This window comes from Cupriavidus sp. CPT47-8839-RL05A (genome assembly GCF_058792255.1).
Genome location: NZ_JBYTEG010000005.1, coordinates 202,115 through 222,902 on the forward strand (window position 1 = coordinate 202,115; position 20,788 = coordinate 222,902).

20 protein-coding genes are annotated in these 20,788 nt (G+C 67.6%); 4 read left to right on the forward strand and 16 right to left on the reverse strand.

The window, feature by feature from the left end:
* Positions 1-8: 8 nt before the first annotated feature.
* From flgK to flgB, 10 genes are all read right to left on the reverse strand, one after another.
* Positions 9-1,928, reverse strand: coding sequence for a flagellar hook-associated protein FlgK (gene flgK, locus AC3WVS_RS07845; protein WP_492318118.1), 1,920 nt, complete (start codon positions 1,926-1,928; stop codon positions 9-11).
* Between the two features lie 210 nt (positions 1,929-2,138).
* Entirely contained in the window at positions 2,139-3,182 is a 1,044-nt protein-coding gene (gene flgJ, locus AC3WVS_RS07850; protein WP_492318119.1) for a flagellar assembly peptidoglycan hydrolase FlgJ, read from the reverse strand.
* Between the two features lie 2 nt (positions 3,183-3,184).
* Entirely contained in the window at positions 3,185-4,354 is a 1,170-nt protein-coding gene (locus tag AC3WVS_RS07855) for a flagellar basal body P-ring protein FlgI (RefSeq protein ID WP_410054210.1), read from the reverse strand.
* Positions 4,338-5,036 carry a flagellar basal body L-ring protein FlgH gene (gene flgH, locus AC3WVS_RS07860; RefSeq protein ID WP_492318120.1) on the reverse strand — a complete coding sequence of 233 codons (699 nt, stop codon included), beginning with the start codon at positions 5,034-5,036 and terminating at the stop codon, positions 4,338-4,340. Before flgH ends, AC3WVS_RS07855 begins: the two co-directional genes overlap by 17 nt.
* 11 nt (positions 5,037-5,047) lie before the next feature.
* Positions 5,048-5,833 (reverse strand): flagellar basal-body rod protein FlgG, encoded by a 786-nt coding sequence (flgG, locus tag AC3WVS_RS07865; RefSeq protein WP_010812663.1) that lies wholly within the window; start codon positions 5,831-5,833, stop codon positions 5,048-5,050.
* 54 nt (positions 5,834-5,887) lie between these two features.
* Positions 5,888-6,631 (reverse strand): flagellar basal body rod protein FlgF, encoded by a 744-nt coding sequence (locus AC3WVS_RS07870; protein ID WP_492318121.1) that lies wholly within the window; start codon positions 6,629-6,631, stop codon positions 5,888-5,890.
* Between the two features lie 26 nt (positions 6,632-6,657).
* Positions 6,658-7,884, reverse strand: a complete 1,227-nt coding sequence (flgE, locus tag AC3WVS_RS07875) for a flagellar hook protein FlgE (protein ID WP_492318122.1) — start codon at positions 7,882-7,884, stop codon at positions 6,658-6,660.
* A 68-nt stretch (positions 7,885-7,952) separates the two neighbouring features.
* On the reverse strand, positions 7,953-8,618 hold the full coding sequence (gene flgD / locus AC3WVS_RS07880) for a flagellar hook assembly protein FlgD (RefSeq protein WP_010812666.1): 666 nt from the start codon (positions 8,616-8,618) through the stop codon (positions 7,953-7,955).
* A 55-nt stretch (positions 8,619-8,673) separates the two neighbouring features.
* A complete protein-coding gene (flgC, locus tag AC3WVS_RS07885) occupies positions 8,674-9,081 on the reverse strand; it encodes a flagellar basal body rod protein FlgC (RefSeq protein ID WP_010812667.1) in 408 nt (135 codons plus the stop codon).
* A gap of 24 nt (positions 9,082-9,105) precedes the next feature.
* Positions 9,106-9,513, reverse strand: coding sequence for a flagellar basal body rod protein FlgB (gene flgB / locus AC3WVS_RS07890; protein WP_492318123.1), 408 nt, complete (start codon positions 9,511-9,513; stop codon positions 9,106-9,108).
* Positions 9,514-9,759: 246 nt separating this feature from the next.
* Between flgB and flgA the strand changes: the two genes are divergently transcribed.
* The 3 genes from flgA (at position 9,760) to AC3WVS_RS07905 (ending at position 11,488) form a co-directional block, all read left to right on the forward strand.
* Complete coding sequence (gene flgA, locus AC3WVS_RS07895) at positions 9,760-10,551, forward strand: flagellar basal body P-ring formation chaperone FlgA (RefSeq protein ID WP_492318124.1); 792 nt, start codon at positions 9,760-9,762, stop codon at positions 10,549-10,551.
* 161 nt (positions 10,552-10,712) lie between these two features.
* A complete protein-coding gene (gene flgM / locus AC3WVS_RS07900) occupies positions 10,713-11,021 on the forward strand; it encodes a flagellar biosynthesis anti-sigma factor FlgM (RefSeq protein WP_492318125.1) in 309 nt (102 codons plus the stop codon).
* A gap of 5 nt (positions 11,022-11,026) precedes the next feature.
* Positions 11,027-11,488, forward strand: coding sequence for a flagellar protein FlgN (locus AC3WVS_RS07905; protein WP_492318126.1), 462 nt, complete (start codon positions 11,027-11,029; stop codon positions 11,486-11,488).
* 68 nt (positions 11,489-11,556) lie between these two features.
* Here AC3WVS_RS07905 and AC3WVS_RS07910 read toward each other — a convergent pair whose 3' ends face one another.
* The 6 genes from AC3WVS_RS07910 to flhB form a co-directional block, all read right to left on the reverse strand.
* Positions 11,557-11,994 carry a flagellar protein FlhE gene (locus AC3WVS_RS07910; protein WP_492318127.1) on the reverse strand — a complete coding sequence of 146 codons (438 nt, stop codon included), beginning with the start codon at positions 11,992-11,994 and terminating at the stop codon, positions 11,557-11,559.
* Positions 11,994-12,710, reverse strand: a complete 717-nt coding sequence (locus AC3WVS_RS07915) for an RNA polymerase sigma factor FliA (protein ID WP_492318128.1) — start codon at positions 12,708-12,710, stop codon at positions 11,994-11,996. Before AC3WVS_RS07915 ends, AC3WVS_RS07910 begins: the two co-directional genes overlap by 1 nt.
* A 97-nt stretch (positions 12,711-12,807) precedes the next feature.
* A complete protein-coding gene (locus AC3WVS_RS07920) occupies positions 12,808-13,602 on the reverse strand; it encodes a MinD/ParA family ATP-binding protein (RefSeq protein ID WP_492318217.1) in 795 nt (264 codons plus the stop codon).
* Between the two features lie 11 nt (positions 13,603-13,613).
* A complete protein-coding gene (gene flhF, locus AC3WVS_RS07925; protein ID WP_492318129.1) occupies positions 13,614-15,944 on the reverse strand; it encodes a flagellar biosynthesis GTPase FlhF in 2,331 nt (776 codons plus the stop codon).
* A 10-nt stretch (positions 15,945-15,954) separates the two neighbouring features.
* A complete protein-coding gene (gene flhA / locus AC3WVS_RS07930; RefSeq protein WP_492318130.1) occupies positions 15,955-18,036 on the reverse strand; it encodes a flagellar biosynthesis protein FlhA in 2,082 nt (693 codons plus the stop codon).
* Complete coding sequence (flhB, locus tag AC3WVS_RS07935; RefSeq protein WP_492318131.1) at positions 18,033-19,175, reverse strand: flagellar biosynthesis protein FlhB; 1,143 nt, start codon at positions 19,173-19,175, stop codon at positions 18,033-18,035. The genes flhA and flhB overlap by 4 nt, the downstream gene beginning before the upstream one ends.
* 546 nt (positions 19,176-19,721) lie before the next feature.
* On the opposite strand from flhB, the gene AC3WVS_RS07940 reads away from it, so the two are divergent.
* A complete protein-coding gene (locus tag AC3WVS_RS07940; protein WP_492318132.1) occupies positions 19,722-20,783 on the forward strand; it encodes a hypothetical protein in 1,062 nt (353 codons plus the stop codon).
* Positions 20,784-20,788 lie beyond the last annotated feature (5 nt).

A 20,788-nucleotide genomic window follows, 5' to 3' on the forward strand; every position in this document is an offset into this window, starting at 1 on the left:
GCCGCCGCTTACCTGCCGATGCCGATGATGGTGTCGAACAGCGTGCCGGCCGTCTGGATCACCCGGGCGTTGGCCTGGTACAGCTGCTGGAAGCGCAGCATCGACACGGTCTCCTCGTCCATGTTGACGCCGGACACCGATTGCTGCGCGGTCTTGATCTGGGTGGTGATGCTGTCCTGCGAGGCAGAGGCGATCTTGACCGACTTGGCACGCGTGCCGACGTCGTTGACCAGCTGGGCATAGCCCTCGCTGAAGCTGGACACGCCGCCGATGGTCTTGGCGTTCTGCAGCTTGGCAAGCGCCAGCATGTTGCCGTTGTCCTTGACCGCGCCGGCGTTGCTGCTCAGCGTGAAGGTGTCGCCCGTCGCGGGCGTGCCGCCGAAGCTGAAGGTCAGGCCGTTGAGGGTGTAGTCGGTATTGCTGCCGTTGGGCACGGGCGTTGGCTGGGTCGCGAGTGGTCCGTTGGCATCGCTGAAGACATAGTTGGCTCCGTCGAACCTGGCGGTGATCGTGCCGGACAGCAGTGAATAGCCGGGCGCGACCTTGCCCAGGCTGGCCGTTCCGTTGCCCTTGTTCGATGCCGCCGCGTCGGCGCGAGCCGGCGATGCCGCGGCGATCCTGGCCGGGTCGCTGATCGCCATGTCGAAGCCGGTGGCGGCATTGCGCGTGGGCTGGATCGTGAACGAATCGTTGGTGCCCATCGCCGCGTTGATCTCGACGGTAAAGCCGTCGGCGCTGAACTGCAGCGGGTAGCTGGCGCCGCCGGCGGGCACCGGCGTGACCACCTGCTGGTTGTCGGAGAGGCGCGTCAGCGTGTAGTTGGTACCGTCGAACTGCAGCTTGTAGTCGCTGGTGGTCAGGGCCGAGGCATTGTCGATCCTGGCCGTTGCCACCGTGGTCTTCACGGTGTTGTTGGCGTTGGGGATCGAGGTCGCGCTACCCAGTTCAAACATGTCGGTGCCAATGGCGCCGTTCAGGTCGATGCCCAGCTTGTGCTGCGCATTGAAGCTCTGGCCGATCGCCAGCGACAGCCGGCCAATGGCACTCTGCGCCGCGTCCAGGGATTCGGTGCGGAACTGCAGCAGGCCGCCCAGCGAACCGCCGGTGATCGCGCCCGGCTCGCTCTCGAACACGTTGCCGTTGGGCAGGGTGTAGGCCACCACGGTGCGGTTGGGATCGGCCGCCGAGGCAACCGCCTTCAGCTCGTACGCATCATTGCCCATCACCAGCGGCTGGCCGTTGCCGACGAAGACGTTGTAGGTGCCGCTGTCCTGCACCACCACCTTGGCGCCGACCAGCTTGGTCAGCTCGGCCACGGCCTGGTCGCGCTGGTCGAGCAGGTCGTTGGGCGGCTGGCCGCCGGAGGCAGCCTTCAGGCGGGTGATTTCCTGGTTCAGGTTGGCAATCTGCTTGGTATATGCGTTGACCTGCGTGACGGCGGTGCCGACCTGCTCGTTGACGCCCGATTGCAGCTGCTTGAAGTAGTTGCTGGCCGAGCGCACCTGCCCCACCAGCGCCTGTCCCGCCGACAGCATTCCCTGGCGCGCTGCCGGATCGGCCGGTGTGTCGGCCACGGCCTGCACCGCCGCGAAGAACTTCTGCATCAGCGGCGCCAGGCCGCCCTTCTGGTCGGCGAGCAGGTTGTCGATCTGGGCGATCTGGTCCGAGTACGCCGCCAGCGATGCGCTGGCCGAGGTGGCGCCGCGCAGCTGGCCGGTCAGGAACTCGTCATAGACGCGGATCACCGTGGTGGTGTTGGAGCCGAAGCCATAGAAACCCTGGCTGGTGTACTGACCGCCGGCCGAGGCCACGATGGTGTTCTGGCGCGAATAGCCTTCGGTCGCCGAATTGGCAAAGTTGTGGCCGGTCGTCGTCAGCGCGTTCTGCGCGGTGTTCAGGCCGGAAAGACCAATACTGAAGAGAGACATTGTGCTCTGACCCCGGATTGATGGGACTGCCGCGGCAAGGGCCGGCGGTGGTGGATGTGGAAGTTATCGGCTGGTTGGGGCGGGACTTTAGGTGTGGAAGTGGCGCTTTCCAGATCCCGGCTGGTTTGCTCCCCTCTCCCGCGTGCGGGAGAGAGGAGCCGCGTTCATACGGTGTCAGCTACGGCCGGCGCCAGTGCAACACCCCTGCCCTCAGGCCGCCACCTTCTTCATGATCTTCACCAGCTTGTGCCCGTACGCCGGATCGGTGGCATAGCCCGCGCGCTGCAGGCCATGCGCCGCCTCTTCAGCGGACGCCGCGCTGACCACGCCCGCATAGCGCGGGTTGTTGGTCAGCAGGCGGGCATAGTCGGCACAGGCCTCGTCATACGAGCCATAGGCACGGAACTTCGCCCGCACCTTCTGCGGCTGCCCGTCGACATACTCCGTGGTGGTGATCTCGGCCACGCGCCCCTTCCAGCTGGCGCCGGCCTTGATGCCGAAGACGTTGAAGGTGGTGGAGCCGTCGGCGTGCGTGATCTCGCGCTGGCCCCAGCCTGATTCCAGCGCGGCCTGCCCTACGATCAGCCGCGCCGGCACGCCGCTGGCGCGCGCGGCGGCTTCCGCGGGTCCGGCCATGCGGGCGACAAAGGCGCTGACGTGGGCCGGCGCGTCGTCCGGCAGCCTGCCAAGCCGGTCGTCACCCTGGCCGCGATCCGCATAGGATTGCGGCTGATACTGGCGCAGCCCTGCGGTGGGATTCCAGTTCTGCCCCGGCACGATGGTGCCGATGGCAGGCAGGTCGGCCAGCTCGCCGGCGTCGGCAGGCATGGCACCCGCGCCGCGGCTGTCAAGCAGCCTTGCCATCTCGGCATCCGCGGCCTTGCCTGATTCGGCCGGGCTCATGGCATTCATGCCGGCCGGCATCGGCGTGCCGGTGGCGCGCGCCAGCTGGCGCACCATCACATCGGCCAGGCCAATGCCGCGCGACGACATCTGCTGCGCCAGCTGCTGGTCCATCATCGACATATAGAGCTTGCTCTGCTCATTGTCGAACAGGCCATCCTGCGGCGTGGCATCGCGCATGCTCTTGAGCACCATCTGCGTGAACACCGCCTCGAACTGCTTGGCGACTGCCTGCAGCGTATTGGCGTCGGCGCCGCCGCGCGCGCTGTGCTTGAGCGCCTCGAAGCCCTGCGTGTCCAGCGCGAAGCGCTGCGTCAGCTCCGCCGCCTGCGGGGGTCGTGCCGTGTTCATGGTCAGATGACTTCCAGCTCGGCACGCAGCGCCCCGGCCGCGCGCATGGCCTCCAGGATGGTCTGCAGGTCGGCCGGAGTCGCACCCAGAGCGTTCAGCCCCTTGACCACGGCGGCCAGCGAGGCACCCGCCTTGACGATCTGCAGCGAGCCGCCCTGCTGCTTCATGTCGATCTGCGACACCGGCGCCACCACTGTCTGGCCGCCGCTGAACGGCGCGGGCTGGCTGATCACCGGTTGCGTGTTGATCACCACCGACAGGTTGCCATGCGCCACCGCGCAGTCTTCCACGGTCACGGCCTGGTTCATCACGATGGAACCGGTGCGGGCGTTCAGGATCACCTTGGCCGCGGCCTTGGCCGGGGTCACGTCGATATTCTCGATGCGGGCCAGGAAGCCCACGCGCGCAGCCGCCGAGGCCGGCGCACGCACCTGCACCACGCGGCCATCCAGCGCCGCGGCAACGCCGCCGCCCATGGAGCGGTTGATGGCCTCCACCACGCGCTCGGCGGTGCCGAAATCGGTGTCCTTCAGTTCCAGGTTGAGTACGCCGCCATCCGGCTGGAACGGCGCCACCGCGCGCTCGACGATCGCGCCGTTGGCGATGCGCCCCACCGCCAGCTGATTGATCTGCACCTTGCTGCCGTTGGCTGACGCGCCCGCGCCGCCCACCAGCATATTGCCCTGGGCGATGGCATAGACCTGGCCGTCGGCGCCCTTGAGCGGGGTCATCAGCAGCGTGCCGCCACGCAGGCTCTTGGCATTGCCCATCGACGACACCACGATGTCCAGCTGGCTGCCGGGCTGCGCGAACGCGGGCAGCGAGGCGGTCACCATCACCGCCGCCACGTTCTTGAGCTGCATGTTCTTGCCGGCCGGCAGCGTGATCCCCAGCTGCGAGAGCATGTTGGTCAGGCTCTGCGTGGTGAACGGCGTCTGCATGGTCTGGTCGCCGGTGTTGTCCAGGCCGACCACCAGGCCGTAGCCCACCAGCGGGTTCTCGCGCACGCCCTGGAACGTGGCCAGGTTCTTCAGGCGCTCGGCCTTGGCGACGCTGGCAAAGGCGCCAAAGGCCACGCCCAGCGCCAGGCTGATCACGCTCAGGCGCAGCAGGCGGGACAGGAAACGGGCGAGCATCGGAGCAGACATGGCGCGGTCAGAACGGAGAAACATTGAGGAAGAAGCGCTGCAGCCAGCCCATGTTCTGCGCTTCGTCGATCACGCCCTTGGCGGTGTATTCGATGCGCGCATCGGCCACCTGGGTTGAGGGCACGGCGTTGTCGCCGGTGATCGTGCGCGGGTTGACCACGCCGGAGAAACGGATGAACTCGGCACCCTGGTTGATGGCCATCTGCTTTTCGCCGGAGACCACCAGGTTGCCGTTGGCCAGCACCTCAAGCACGGTGACGGTGATGGTGCCGTTGAAGGTGTTGGCCGCGCTGGCGCCGCCGCTGGCCTTGAGCGTGTTGGCGCCATTGATGCTGGCGTTCGAGCTGCTGCTGAACAGCCCGGCCAGCGCCTTGGGCACGGCGTCGAATGCCAGCGACGTGTTGCCGTTGCGGCTGGCGTTGGTGCCCGAGTTCTTGCTGGCGTTGACGTTCTCGGTGATGACGATCGTCAGGATGTCGCCGACATTGCGCGGACGGCGATCCTCGAACAGCGGGTTGCCAGCATACGAGGACGCGAAGATCGAACCGGTGGCCGGCCCCATCGGCCGCGGCTCTGCGCGCGCGGTGGTGGGCAGTTGCACCAGCGGCTCGCGCGGCATCAGCGCGCAGCCGCCGCTGGCCAGCATTGCCACGCCGGCCAGGCAAACCAGCGCATGCGCGCCCAGGCGGGAAAGCAAGGTGGCCATGTTCACACCAGTCAACCCAGTTGCGACAGGCGCTGCAGCATCTGGTCGGATGCCTGCACGGCCTTGCTGTTGATCTCATACGCGCGCTGCGTCTGGATCATGCTGACCAGCTCTTCCACCACGTTCACGTTGGAGGCTTCCACGTAGTTCTGCTGCACCACGCCAGCGCCGTTCAGGCCCGGTACGGTGGTGTTGGGCGCGCCCGAGGCATCGGTCTGCACGTACAGGTTCTCGCCCATGCTTTCCAGGCCGGCCGGGTTCATGAAGGTGGCCAGCTGCAGCTGCCCCACCTGCACGTTGGCGCTGGAGCCCGGCTGCGTCACCGACACGGTGCCGTCGCGCGCAATGGTCATCGACAGCGTGTTGGCCGGGATGGTGATGGCAGGCTGGATCACGAAGCCGCTGGAGGTCACCAGCTGGCCGTTCTGGTCCACCTGGAACGAGCCGTCGCGGGTGTAGGCGGTGGTGCCGTCGGGCAGCGCCACCTGGAAGAAGCCCTGGCCCAGGATGGCCACGTCCTTGGCATTGCCGGTCTGCTGCGGGTTGCCCTGGGTGTGGATGCGCTCGGTAGCCACGGGGCGCACGCCGGTGCCCAGCTGCATGCCGGAAGGCAGCGTGGTCTGGTCCGATGACAGCGCGCCGGGCTGGCGGATGGTCTGGTACATCAGTTCCTCGAACACCGCGCGGCCGCGCTTGAAGCCGTTGGTCGACACGTTGGCCAGGTTGTTCGAGATCACGTCCATCTGCGTCTGCTGCGCATCGAGGCCGGTCTTGGCAATCCAGAGAGAGCGGATCATGGTGGTCCTTGCGTTGGTGCTGGCACGGCGCGCCGTGCCGGTCAGTCATTCAGGTCAGTTGGTCGAGAGCAGCTGGTTGGCGCGCTGCTCGTTGCCGTCGGCGCCCTGGATCATCTTCATCTGCATCTCGAAGCGGCGGGCATTGGCGATCATCTCGACCATGGCTTCGGTCGGGTTGACGTTGCTGCCTTCCAGCGCGCCCGAGATCACGCGCACGGTGGGATCGGCCTCCAGCGGCTGCGCGCCGGGGCGCAGGCGGAACAGGCCGTCATCGCCGCGCGCGATGGCGTCGTTGGGCGGGTTGACCACGCGCAGCCGGCCCACCTGCGCCAGGCCGGCAGAGGCTTCGCCGGGGCCGCGCGCGGTGATGGTGCCGTCGGTGCCGATGGTTACCTGAGAGCCCGGCGGCACCGCCAGCGGACCGCCGTCGCCCATCACCGGCAGGCCGGAGATGGTCTGCACCTGGCCGTCCTGCGCCACCTGCAGCGCGCCGGCGCGGGTATAGGCTTCGCTGCCATCCGGTGCCTGCACCACCAGCCAGCCATTGCCCTGCAGCGCCACATCGAGCGTGCGGCCGGTGTAGGTCAGCGGACCGGCGCGCATGTCGGCGCCGGGGGTCGAGGCCAGCGCAAAGGCGCGCGTGCCCGCCTCCGGCCCCACCACCGGCACCGCGCGGTACAGGTTGACCTGCGCGCGGAAGGCCGGCGTGGAGACGTTGGCGAGGTTGTTCGATACCGCCGCTTGCTGGTCGAGTATCTGCTTGGCGCCCGACAGGGCGGTGTAGATCATGCGGTCCATGGCGGCAGCTCAGCTCAGCGTGGCGGTCACAGGTTGACCAGGGTCTGCATGACCGTGTCCTGCGCCTTGATGGTCTGCGCATTGGCCTGGTAGTTGCGCTGCGCAACGATCAGGTTGACCAGCTGGCCGGACAGGTCCACGTTGGAAGCTTCCACCGCATTGGAGCGCAGCGTGCCCATGCTGCCGCCGGCCGCGCCGACCAGCGCCTGGCCGGAGGCACCGGTGGCCGACCACACGTTGTCGCCTTCCGGCTTCAGGCCTTCGACGTTGCCGAATGCGGCCATCACGATCTGGCCGAGCGGCTTGGTCTGCTCGTTGGAATAGTTGCCGGTGATGGTGCCGTCGCCATTGACCGAGAAGCCCAGCAGGCTGCCCGAGGTGTAGCCGTTCTGGCTGAGCTGCTTGACGTCGTTGTCGGCGCCGAACTGGGTGGTGCCGGTCAGGTCCAGCTTCATCGCCATGGCCTGCGCGCCGTTGACGGCCGGCTGGGTCAGGGTGACAGCGCCGGCCGCGGGCGACTGCAGAGCGCCCGCGTTGTCGAACGCGAGCGTGACCGGTGCGCCGCCGACCGCGTTGCCGTTGACGTCGGTCACGTACATCCGCCAGTCGGTGCCACCAGCGACGGTCGGGGCGCCTGCCGACTTGGCGAAGTACGCCATCAGCTGCTGCTTGTTGCCCAGCGAGTCATAGACGTTGATCGCCGTGCTGTAGTTGAACATATTGCTGGTCGGCGGCGAGCCGGCCGCACTGGCGAAGGCCTGCGTCGGCACAGTAGCGCGCGAATCCAGCTGGAACTTGGCGGTGATGCTGCTGGTGGCGCGGGGCTCCATCTGGGCGTTGCTGATGACCAGCGGCTGCGGCTGCACGCCTGCGCCGCCAGCCACGCCTGCCGGATAGCCGGTCACTTGCAGGCCCTGCATATTGGTGATGCGGCCGTCTTCCTGGCGCTGGAACTGGCCATTGCGCGAGTAGTAGACCGCGCCTTCCGGGCTGGTCAGGCGGAAAAAACCATTGCCGTTAGTGATGGCCACATCCAGCGAGCGGCCGGAGGCCTCGATATTGCCCTGGTTGAACGACTGGACCACGGAGTTCACGCGCACGCCCAGGCCGATCTTGGTGCCCGCGTAGATGTCGGCAAACTGCGCTGCCGATTGCTTGTAGCCAACCGTGTTGGCATTGGCGATGTTGTTGCCAATCACGTCCAGATTGGACGCGGCGGCGTTCAGGCCGCTTACCCCTTGACCGAAACCCATGATTGCTTCCTTTTGACTAGGCTGTCGTTGAAGCCGGCCGGCGCCTGTGCGCTGCCGGCACCTGCGTACTAGAGAATGCGGCGCACGTCGTCGACGTTCGCGGTCTGTCCGTCGCCCAGGTCCACCAGCACGCCGCTGGCGTCGCCGCTGATGCTCTGGACCTTGCCGTAGACCAGCGCCACCGGCTGCACCGAGGTGCCGTTGGCGGTGGCGGTCACCTTGAAGGTGTAGTCGCCGTCGGCCACGGCCGCGCCGGCGTTGTTCTTGCCGTCCCATGCGACGTTGTGCACGCCCGCGGTCTGCCCCTTCATGTCGATGGTGCGCACCACGTTGCCGTCCTTGTCGAGCACGTCGACGGTGACCGCATCCGCGGTCGACGGCAGGTCCAGGCCGAACTTGCCCGGCACGCCGCCTGCCACCGACACCTGCTTGCCCGGCACCATCACGGTATGGCCGATCAGCGCCGCGGAGTCCATGGCGCGGCTGGCGCTGACCTGCGACAGCAACTGCGACAGCGTGGCGTTCATGGTCTGCATGCCGCTGACCGTGCTGATCTGCGCCAGCTGCGAGGTCAGCTGCGCGTTGTCCATCGGATTGAGCGGGTCCTGGTTGTTCATCTGCGTGACGAGCATGGTCAGGAAGTTGTTCTGCAGCTCGGACGCGCTGGCGCTGCCGCTCTTGAGGGCGTCGTTGATGCCCTGGGTGTTGCTGCCTACCGCGGAGGTGGTTGTCATGTCGGTTCGTTGTCTGCGTGCTGGTGGAGGCGTTGCCGATACAGGCCGGGGCTTGTCACTGGCCGATCGTCAGCGTCTTGAGCATCATGTTCTTGGCGGTGTTGAGCACTTCCACATTGGCCTGGTAGGAGCGCGAGGCCGAGATCATGTTGACCATCTCTTCCACCGGATTGACGTTGGGCATCACCACGTAGCCCTGGGCATTGGCCATGGGGTGCGTGGGGTTGTGCACCATGCGCGGCGGCGACGGGTCTTCCGACACGCCTCGCACCTGCACGCCGCCGATGTCCGTCTGCCCCGGCGTGGGCGCCATGCCAAACACGACCTGCTTGGCGCGATAGGCCTGGCCGTCGGGGCTGACCACGCTGTCGGCATTGGCCAGGTTGGAAGCGGTCACGTTCATGCGCTGCGACTGCGCGGCCATGGCCGAGCCCGCGACGTCGAAGATGTTCATTGCCGGCATGCGCTCTCTCCCTTACTGCTCGATTTATTGCTGGATCGCGGCCAGCATGGTCTTGATCTTCGAATTCATCACCGTCAGGCCGGACTCGAAGTGCACGGCGTTGTCGGCGAAGGCCACGCGCTCGGCATCCATTTCCACGGTGTTGCCGTCGACGCTGGACTGCAGCGGGATGCGGTAGGCCAGGTCGAATTCCTCGCGCCCCGGGGCCTGCGCGGGCAGATGGCGCACCGAGGTGGTGGACAGCGACATGCCTTCATTGCGGTGGCCGCGTTCGACGCTCTGCGCCAGCGTGCTGGCGAAATCAAAATCGCGCGCCTTGTAGCCGGGCGTGTCCGCGTGCGCGATGTTGGAGGCAATCACCGACTGCCGCTGGTTGCGCAGGCTCAGCGCTTCCTGCTGGAAACGTAGTGCCGCGTCGAGTCTGTCAATCATCCTGGCATCTCCCTGCTCACATGAACGGAGCGAACGACCTTCTTCAGGGTTGCCATCTTAGGCGGCGACCTGTCACGCCAATCGGATGAATAAGGACGGGAAATCCATGCATTTCGGCCCGCCCTCGCGCGAGGGGCTGCCTACAATGGGACCCCGATGACAGATGTAAACGGGGCGCGCAGCCAGTCACGGGGCCGGGCGCCAGGCATGCCGTGCATGCCGTGCCGTCCTTGCCGGGAAGTCCAGATGAAACAGAATCGCCGCAACGCCCGCAGCCTGGCGCAAGCCCTGCTGGCGGCCTGCCTGCTTGGCCCGGCCGCCGCCGGTGCCGCGCCCGCGCAGGTCATGCCCGTCGCCATGCAGGCGCCGGCCGCGCACGGGCAGCAGCAGGCCGCTCATGCAGGCAATCCCGCTGCCAGCCCCTTTGCCGAAGACCCCGCGCGCGTTGCCGTGGAACGCTTCCTGCTGCAGCAGACCGCCGGCCTGCCGGGCAAGGTCAGCGTGCAGGTGGCACCGCCTTCGGGTGGGCGCGCGCCGGATTGCCTTGCGCCCGACCCGTTCCTGCCCGCCGGCACGTCGCCGTGGGGCCGCGTCTCCGTCGGCGTGCGCTGCGGCGGTGAGCGGCCGTGGGTGCGCTACATGCAGGCGCGCGTGGCGGTGCTGACCGATTACTACGTCGCCGCGCGCGCGCTGGGCCCGGGCGAGCCGGTCGGCCAGGCCGATATCGAAGTCCGCCAGGGCGACCTGGGCACGCTGCCGCGCGCGGTGATCACCGACCCGGCGCAGCTTGCCGGCGCGGTCACCGCCAACCGTATTGCCGCCGGCTCACCGATACGCGCCGACCTGCTGCGCAAGGCCATCGCCGTGCGCCAGGGCCAGACCGTCACCGTGGCCGTGGAAGGCGATGCCTTCCAGATCACCAGCGAAGGCAAGGTGCTGGCCGACGCCGCCACCGGCAACACCGTGCAGGTGCGCCTGCGCAGCGGCCAGGTGGTCAACGGGCTGGTGCGCAGCGGTGACACCGTGGTGCTGCAGTAACCCCCCGAAAGTGCCTTGATCGTGGCCAAAAGACTGGAAACCCGTGGCGGGCGGCATGCGAAAATGCCGCCGAAACCGCCGCGCGGCGAAATCGGGGCGAGCGCCCTAAAGAATTCGCCGGCGCGACCGTAATGCCATAGGAAACCAGCAAGGAACGCCCCGTGAAGATCAACCACACCGCCTCGTCCCGGCCCGCCGACGCCCCTGCGGACGCCGCCGCCGCCCGGCCCCAGGCCGCGCCGGCCAGCGCCGCGGCGCCGTCCGCCGGCCTGAGCGTCAGCCCGCTGGCCGCCCAGGTGCGCGACATCAGCGCCCGCCTGACGCAGCCCGCGGACGACGATATCGACACCGCCAAGGTCGAAGAGATCCGCCAGGCCATCGCCGAGGGCCGGATCAGGATCGACCCGGGCAAGATTGCCGACGGCCTGCTCGCGACCCTGCGCGAGCTTGGCCAGGCTGAACCCCGATAGCCCAAATGAACCAGAGCCTGATCCAGTCCCTGCAGCGCGAAACCGAAGGCATCCAGGCCTTCGGCCAACTCCTCGCCGAAGAGCGCGACGCCCTCAAGCGGGGCGACTTCCAGTCCCTGAGCGGACTGCTAACGCGCAAGGTTGAACTGGGCCAGGCCCTGTCCCGCCAACTCAAGGCCCGCGAAGCCCAGATGGGCGCGCTGGGCCTGCGCGCCGGCCCCGAAGGCCAGCTGCTCGGCCGCCAGGTCGACCCGGCCGTGGCCGATGCCTGGCGCGGGCTGATCTTTGCGGCCCGCACCGCGCGTGACGCCAATGCGCTCAACGGGGCGGTTGTGGACGCCCATCTCGACTTCACCCGTGAAGCCATCCAGGCGCTGCGCCAGCATAGTGGCGGGGATGCGGGGTTGTATGGGAAGGATGGGAAGGCGGCGGCTGGGGTGGGTGGGGTGAGTCTGGCGGCGGGTTGAGGGGATCGCCAGATGTTCCGTTCTTTCGTCACTTATTCAGAAGTGACGAAAGAACGGAACATTCACTCCTACCGAAACCCCACCACCACCTCATTACTCCGCCCCTGAAGCACCGGCACCAGGCTCCCCTGCCCCGGCACCCGGAACGCAAATACAAAGCCCTTGGTGGCATCATCCCCGAAGAACGCATCGGTCTTCCCTTCCGCCTGCGGCAGCAGCACGCAGCGCTGGGCATTGCAGAGATAGGCTTGCAGTTCCAGCGGTGGGGTCTTGGCGAAGCTGTAGCGCCAGCGCACCGAGGTGATGACCCCTTCTGACTGCGGCAAGACGCCGGTGGGCAGGATCGGCGGCGACACCGCGCGCTGTCCGCGGCAGTGGAGTGCCGGCCCGTTGACCGATCCGGTCCAGGCATGGCGGGTGCCGCCCTCAATGGCGGCCCAGGCGCAGGCCGATACGGCAGCCAGCAGCCAGCAAGCGCCGCGCGCGGCGCGGCCCAGCGCCTGCATCACAGCAAGCCGCGCAACTGGTTGCGCAGCCGCGTGATCGCCTGGCCGCGGATCTGGCACACGCGCGACTCGGTCACATCGAGCACCGCGCCGATTTCGCGCAGGTTCAGTTCCTGGTCATAGCACAGCGACAGCACCAGCTTTTCGCGCTCGGGCAGGCGTTCGATGGCGCGCACCAGCGCCTCGCGCATGCCGCTTTCCATCAGCACGGTCAGCGGGTTGCCGTCATCGCTGCCGCCAAGGTGCCGGTCCAGGAAGTCTTCTTCGCCGGAGCGCTCGAAATCCTCGTAGTGCAGCAGCTGGCAGCCATAGACCTCATTGAGCAGCAACTGGTATTCGTCCAGCGCCATCTCCATGGCCTCGGCCACTTCGGAGTCGACCGGTGCGCGCCCGAGCTTCTGCTCCAGCCCGCGCTGCGTGCGCTCGATGCGCCGGGTGAACTGGCGCAGGCTGCGCGACTGCCAGTCGTTGGCGCGCACCTCGTCAAGCATGGCGCCGCGGATACGCTGGCTGGCATAGGTTTCGAAGCGCGCGCCGTGGGTGTCTTCATAACGCTTGGCGGCATCCAGCAGGCCGATCATGCCGGCCTGGATCAGGTCGTCGATCTGCACGCTGGCAGGCAGCCTGGCGGCCAGTTGCAGGGCGATGCGGCGCACCAGCTGTGCATGCGCCTTGACCACATCGGCCTGTTCGAGCTTTCCCTGGATCGTGTACATGGTGCAATTCTCGTGAATGCTGGATTGCTGGACCGCCGCAACGTGCGGCGGGGGCTGGCTCAGGGTCTGGTTCGGTTGGATGGCATGGCTGGCAGGCTCAGGCCATTGCGGCTGCGGGCGCGGGGGCGGACGTGTCCGCGCGCAGCGGCCAGGCGCCGATGCTGCCGGCGGTGCGGCGCAGCGCGGTGGTGGCCGGCGCCGCCGGAAACGCCTCGACCACGCAGCGCCCCAGTTGCACGCCGCGCGCCACCAGCGGGTCCGACGGCAGCCAGCCCGCGCACAGCGCCTCGACGCCCAGGTACTGGCTGGCCGTGCGCGCCAGGTTGCGCAGGATCGCCTGCACCGTAGCCTCGCTCGCCGCCATGTTGACGATCAGGTGGAACTGGCGCCAGGCATACAAGTGGTGCAGGCGCTTGATGCAGGCATAGGCGGCGGTGATCGACGCCAGCTCAGGCCGCATCACGATCAGCACATTGTGTGCGCTGCCCGCTAGCGCCGACAGCGCGCCGTCGGCATCGACGCAGGCATCCACCAGCACGCTGCGGAAACCGCTCGCAGCAGCAGCCGGCAAGGCGCTGCCCGGCACAGGCCGGCCAGCCGGCAGCACCGACAGCACGCCACCGGGACCGGTGCCTGCCGCAGCGTCCAGCGGCAGTCGGCCTGCGCTGACATCGGCCAGGGTGCCGGCGGGCCTGGCGCCGGACAGCCGCGTGGCGCGCGCCGCGGCGGCGTCTTCGTCGACCAGCAGCACGCGTTCGCCCTGCATGGCCAGCGCGTGCGACAAGCCCAGCGCCACGGTGGTGGCGCCGGCACCGCGTTCGCTGGCGACCACGGCGATGCGGCGCGTCGTGCGCGGCGCCAGCATCCGGCGCAGGCTCTCGGCCTGGTCCATGGCGAGGGCGCTCACTGCAGCACCTCCATCGTTTCAGCGGACACGGCGCTGCCGCGGCCCGGATAGTTTTCCAGCACGTCGAGCAATGCCAGCATGCGGCCCATGCCTTCATTGAGCACCGTGCCCGGCACCGGCACGCCCTGGCGCACGGTGCGGCCAGCCAGGCGCGCGAGGAAGGCGGGCGCGGCCGCGGTCGGCGCGTGTTCCAGGCGCAGCACGGACAGGCCCAGCTGCAACGCGGCCAGCGCGGCGCCGGCGGCGTGGCCGTTTTCGGCGTCCTGGGCGAAGTGGTCGACGGCGTGGCGCAGCGTGCGCAGGCGCGCATCGGCTGCGTCGGTCCACAGGGCCCAGCGCGCTACCTGTGCGGCGTCCTGCGCCAGCGCCGGATCGCACAGCAGGTAGCGGGTATCCAGCAGTTCGCCGGTGGCGCGGTCGGCCAGGCGTGCCACCACCAGGCAGGCATCGATGCCGCCTTCGGGCGTGCCCTTGCCACGCGCCGGGCTGTCCGGCACGCGCACTTCGGCGCTGGCCAGCCAGCGCACGGCTTCACGCTCGCGCACGGTGTCCTCGCCCACGGCGTGGAAGGTCAGCGTGTCGGCCAGCGCATCGAGCTTCCAGGCGGCGCCGGCGCTGACCACGCGCGCGGTCTTGCGCGCGCCGGCCACCCAGCGCTCGCCGGCCTGCTGCCAGCGTGCCAGCGTGGCGGCGGTCGGCACGGCATCGATCAGGTTGACCACCTTGCGCGCGGCGCTCATGGCGGCGCGCAGGCTGGCGGCATCGGTCTCGGCCTCGCCCAACGGCTGGCCGGCACGGCCGGTCGGGGTCACAGTGGCGGCCAGCGGCATGCCGTCGCGGTCGGCGAGCCACAGCGTGTGCTGCATCGGCTGCGGCGTGCGGCGGCCGGGCACGGCCACTTGCAGCGTGGCGGCGCAGGCCAGCACGTACTGCTCGCACTGGCGGGTCACGTCGCGGCAGACCGCTTCGCGCACCTGCTGCGACATCGCGCGCAGGGCCGGGGCGCCGGCGCTGCGCTGTTGCCACAGCGAGCGGGCCAGGTCGAGGCCCAGGCCCGCGCCATTGAGTTCCGCCACGCACTGGCTCAGCGCGTCGGCGCTGTCGGTCAGCGAGCGCAGCACGTCGGTGGCGCCACCGCGCACAGTTGTCTCTTCCCCCGCGCCAGCGGCGGCACGGCGCGCGGCATCGGCATCGGCAAACACCGAGCCCCGGCGCGGCGTCAGGAAGGCGCGCTCGACCAGTGCGGTGCTGTTGGCCAGTTCCAGGTGCTCGGGCACGCGCTGCCCGGTGGAGGCATAGAAGACAGGCAATCGGTGGCGGATCACCACGTCCAGCACCGAGCCCAAGTGGGTGGCTTCGTCCAGCTTGCTGATGATGCAGCCGTCGATGCCGCCGCCATCGGGCGCGGCGTCATGGCGGTAGGCATGCACCACTTCATTGAGGGTATCGCCGTGGCTGGCACCATTGAGCAGCAGCACGCGCTGCACCGGCGCCGGCACGCCGGCCAGCATCGCGATTTGTTCCGACAGGCTGCGGTCGCGCTGGCTCATGCCGACGGTGTCGATGATCACCAGGTGCTTGTCCTTCATCGCCGCCAGCGCGAAGCGCAGGTCGGCGGCATCCTTTACCGCATGCACCGGCACGCCCAGGATGTCGCCGTAGATGCGCAGTTGCTCGTGCGCGCCGATACGGAAGCTGTCGGTGGTCAGCAGCGCCAGCTTGTCGGCGCCGTGGCGCAGCACGAAGCGCGCCGCCAGCTTGGCCGTGGTGGTGGTCTTGCCTACGCCGGTGGGACCCACCAGTGCCAGCACGCCGCCTTGCGCGAACAGGCTGTCCTCATCGCCCAGCACCGGCAGCTTGCTTGCCAGTTCGGTGCGGATCCAGCCCATGGCCGCGGGGCGGTCGTAGCCCAGTGGCAGCCGCGCCAGCAGCGTGCGCGCCAGTTGCCCGGAGAAGCCGGCGCCGACCATCCATTCAAACAGGGATTCGCGCAGCGGGTCGCTGGCGGCCACACCGTGCGCTGCCGCGCTTGGAACCGCGCTTGGGGCAGGGCTGATCCCGGCCAGCTGGCGCTCCAGCATCGCGCGCATCGATTGCAGCTCGCCGCGCAGGTCGCCGATAGCGGCGGGCTCGGCCACCGGTGCGGGCGGCACATACACCTGCGCGGTGGCGGACACGCTGCCCAGATCCGTATCGCGCATGGCGACGATCTCCACGCCGCCCTCGACGGTGCGGTTGGACAGCACCACGGCGTCCGGACCCATGGCTTCGCGCACCTGGCGCATGGCTTCGCGGCCGTTGGCCGCGACAAACTTGGCTACGCTCATCGTTGACTCCTCACGCGCCGATCATGGCGGTGATGCGGATATTGCGGTTGTCCGGGACTTCGGCATGCGACAGCACCCTCAGCTGCGGCATGGTGCGCCGCAGGAAGCGCGCCATCAGCGGGCGCAGCTGCGACGGCACCAGCAGCACAGGGTCCATGCCCATCTGCTCCTGGCGCGTGACCGCGCCCTGGGTCTGCTGCAGCAGCGCGTCGGCCAGGCCCGGCTCGATTCCGCCGCCATTGGTCAGCGCCTGCGACAGCACGCGCTCCAGGCCGGCATCGAGGCCGATCACCTGCAGATCGGCATTGTTCGGGAACAGCTGCTGCGTGATGGCGCGGCCCAGCGCCACACGCACCATCGCGGTCAGCTCGTTCGGGTCGCTGATCTTGGGCGCGTGCTCGGCCACCACATCCAGGATGGTGCGCATGTCGCGGATGGGCACGCCTTCGTCCAGCAGGTTCTGCAGGATCTTCTGCAGCGCGGTCAGCGAGATGGTCTTCGGCACCAGGTCTTCGGTCAGCTTGGGCGAGTCCTTGGCGATGCGGTCCAGCAGCGCCTGCACCTCCTGGCGGCCCAGCAGCTCGGCGGCGTGCATGTGGATCAGGTGGTTCAGGTGCGTGGCCACCACGGTGCTGGCATCGACCACCGTATAGCCAAAGGACTGGGCCTGCTCCTTGATGCCCGCATCGATCCACACCGCCGGCAGGCCGAAGGCCGGATCGCGCGTGGCCGCGCCCGGCAGCGTGCCGCTGACCTGGCCGGGGTTGATCGCCATCCACTGGCCCGGCATGGCTTCGCCGCGGCCGATCTCCACGCCCTTGAGCGTGATGCGGTAAGCGTTGGGCTTGAGTTCGAGGTTATCGCGGATATGCACCACCGGCACCAGGAAGCCGATCTCCTGCGCCACCTTCTTGCGGATGCTCTTGATGCGGCCCAGCAGCTCGCCGTCCTGCGCGCGGTCCACCAGCGTGATCAGGCGGTAGCCCACTTCCATGCCGAGCGGGTCGACCAGCGTGACATCGTCCCAGCTGGCTTCGGTCGATTCCTGCGCCACCGCCGGGGTGCGCTCTTCGCGCTGCCTGGTCTGCGCCTGCGTGGCCGCGCGGCGCGCGACGTAGCGGCCCATCCACACCAGCACGCCAGCCAGCAGCAGGAAGGCAAAGTGCGGCATGCCCGGGATGATGCCCATCAGGCCGATGATGCCCGCGGTCAGGTACAGCACGCGCGGGTTGGCAAAGAGCTGGCCGGTGAGCTGCTCGCCCACGTCCTGCTCGTTCGACACGCGCGACACGATCACGCCCGCGGCAGTGGAGATCACCAGCGCCGGGATCTGCGCCACCAGGCCGTCGCCGATGGTCAGCAGCGTGTAGTTGTGCACGGCGGTGCCGAAGTCCAGGTCGTGCTGCACCATGCCCACCACCATGCCGGCGGCGATATTGATGAACATGATCAGCAGGCCCGCCACCGCGTCGCCGCGCACGAACTTGCTGGCACCGTCCATGGCGCCGTAGAAGTCCGATTCCTGCGCCACCTCGGCGCGGCGCTTCTTGGCGGCGGCTTCGTCGATCAGGCCGGCGTTCAGGTCGGCGTCGATCGACATCTGCTTGCCGGGCATCGAATCCAGCATGAAGCGCGCGCCGACTTCGGCGATACGCCCCGCGCCCTTGGTGATCACCATGAAGTTGATCACCACCAGGATGGCGAACACCACTATCCCCACGGCAAAGTTGCCGCCCACCAGGAAGTGCCCGAAGGCCTCCACCACCTTGCCGGCCGCATCCGGACCGGTATGCCCTTCCAGCAGCACCACGCGCGTGGACGCCACGTTCAGCGACAGCCGCAGCAGCGTGGTGAACAGCAGCACCGCCGGGAATGCCGCAAAATCCAGCGGCTTCTGCGTGTACATGCTGACCAGCAGCACCATGATCGCCAGCGCGATATTGAAGGTGAACAGCAGGTCCAGCACAAAGGCCGGCAGCGGCAGGATCATCATCCCCAGGATCATGATGATCAGCAGCGGCCCGGTCATGGCCTTGAGCTGGCCGGCGGAGCGCAGGCCGGGCAGGTTGAACAGGTTGCTCAGAGCGTTCATTCGCGCATTTCCGGTACGGCGAGTTCATCGGGCACCGGCAGGTCCGCGGGCGCCTGCGGCTGCGGGCCCTGCGAGTAGTGCCAGTGCTTCAGTTGATAGACCCAGGCCAGCACTTCAGCCACGGCGGTATAGAGTCCGGCGGGGATTTCCTGGCCCAGCTCCACGTGGCGGTGCAGCGCGCGCGCCAGCGGCGGGGCCGACATCAGCGGCACGCGGTGCTCGGCAGCCAGTGCGCGGATGCGGGCGGCAATATCGCCGGTGCCTTTGGCCACCACGCGCGGCGCGCCCATGCGCCCTTCCTCGTAGCGCAGCGCCACGGCAAAGTGGGTGGGGTTGGTCACCACCACGTCGGCCTTGGGCACCTCGGTCATCATGCGGCGGCGCGCCATGGCGCGCTGCTGCTGGCGGATGCGGTTCTTGATATGGGGGTCGCCCTCGCTCTCCTTGAATTCCTGCTTGACCTCTTCCTTGGTCATGCGCAGCTTCTTGAAGAATTCCCAGTACTGCCACGGCACGTCGATGGCCGCCACCACCAGCAGCGACAGCGACACCACCAGGCAGCAATGCATCACCAGGTCGACCATATGCAGCAGCGCTTCCTGCACCGGCGCATTCATCAGCGCGATGGCCTCGGGCAGGCGCTTCCACAGCACCCAGGCGCCCACGCTGCCTACCAGCAGCGACTTGGCCAGGGCCTTGAGCAGTTCCACCAGCGAATGCGCCGAGAACATCCGGCCCAGCCCCGCCAGCGGCGACAAGCGCGTGAACTGCGGCGCGAAGGACTTGGTCGAGAACACCCAGCCGCCCAGCATCAGCGGCGCGGCCAGCGCGGCCACGCCGAACAACAGCAGCAGGGGCAAGAAGGCCAGCAGGCTGTCCCACGCCATCAGGGCGAAGCGCGACAGCATGCGCGAGGTATCGAACGCCGTTGCCGGCTCGAAGCGCAGCGCCCCCTGCATCACCTGGTTCAGGCTGCGGCCCAGATGGCCGCCCAGCGTCCACAGGCCGGTCACGCCGGCGATCAGCATGATGAACGTGGCCAGCTCGCGCGAACGCACCACCTGCCCCTCCTCGCGCGCCTTTTCCAGGCGCCGGGGTGAGGCGGGTTCGGTTTTCTCGAGGTCGCTTTCTTCGGACATCCACGCTCCGTGCGAAGCGGCAGGCCGCTATTCGTCAGCAGGGATTATCGAAGCGTGGGGGGGTTCCCATTCTTGGGAAAAGGCAGGGGAATTGGGTGTTGTTTGGGAAATGGGGGGTGGTTGGGGGTTAACGGCGGGCGGGTTGGGGGACTTTAGGGGGAATGTGGGGAAGCCGTCGACCGGCGAGCGCCTTGAAGCAAGCCACGGGCCGTAGCCTTCCAACGTCCGTTCCAGGTGGTCGCTTAGCGGTTCACGCGGCCATGGACTTCCGGCAGAGGCCGTAAGCTTAAAGAGGTGTAGCGAACCCGGCCGGGCGATTGAGATTGATATGATGAATGTCCGAGAGAGTTCGGTCAGAGACTGCTGTGGGCTGTCGGTGGACAGTCGGCCGAGTTCGGCCAGTCACGGACACTCTAGTAACTCAGGAGCGTGCGAAGGAGTAGCTACTCGGATTTCCACGCGAGGGTCGTGCGCATGCCTCTTATCGCAACCGCAAGGATCGTGCATGTATATTAGCGAAACTGCATCACTGTTCGGAATGCCGTGGTGGCCGACCAAGAATACGACGAGATGATGACTCGCTATTTAGCGGACATGGAGAAACAGTCCCGCGAGCGGCTGACGGAAGCGTCTGACCTGATTGCGAAGTTCGCAGCGCTGGCCGCATCCAAGGGCGTGATCCTCAGCGCGGAGTCGTTCGAGTACATCCAGACCACCGGCATCGTTGCCAAGGCGCCGGGCATTGCAAGGACGCTGCTGGGACCAATAAAGACCGAGCGCGACGGACTGCTGTCGTTCAACGAGATAGCGAGCCGATTACCTCCCAACCGCCATTACGAAGGATGCTTTGCCGGGCCCGACTTCATCTTGATGGCCCACCCCTGTTACCGGCGCAGGATGCACCCGGTCAACAGCTGGGCGCCAAGGTTCATAGACCTATTCTGGCAGTTCGACGGCCCGGGCATCGAGAAATACATCGCCCTCGATGAAGACCGGGTCCGGATCGACGTCGACGGGCTCGGCTATTTCGAGGGCGACACCTGGTATGGCGCTCCTTTCGACGATGACATACGAAACATCAAATCCGGTATTACCAAGCTGCGCCCGCCCCTGGATCTGGAAGCCCGGCATGTCTCTTTCCTGTTTGCTGACGCGTACTGCCTGGACATCAACTGGAGCGAGGCAGACGGCATCAAGGCGTTCCAAGCACTGGAAATGAAGACGGAGGACGTTCGGATCGAGGTCGGGGCGCAGCACTACTTCCCGGCCCGCTACCTGCACGCCGAGTTTGACCTCTCGGCTAATTGCTTTAGGCACTTCGACGGAGCAATCCAGCTTTTCACGGAGGAGGAATATTTCAAGCGGCGGGATTCCGACTTCAACATGACGATAAAGAACCCTGCGCACATCAAGGCTAGGTCAAGCAAGGTCTTCAAGATCAATGGCCCACTGAAAACGGAGAACTGGGTGGAGTTCTGCTGCCACTTCTATACAGCTAATCCGTTAGCCTTCGAGTACTTCAGCGGTGAGTATCCGAAACACGTCACAGAGATCCTCGCGAGAATTTGGGCCACGCGTCGCAACACGCCAGCGAGGCCAAATCATTAGCTCAG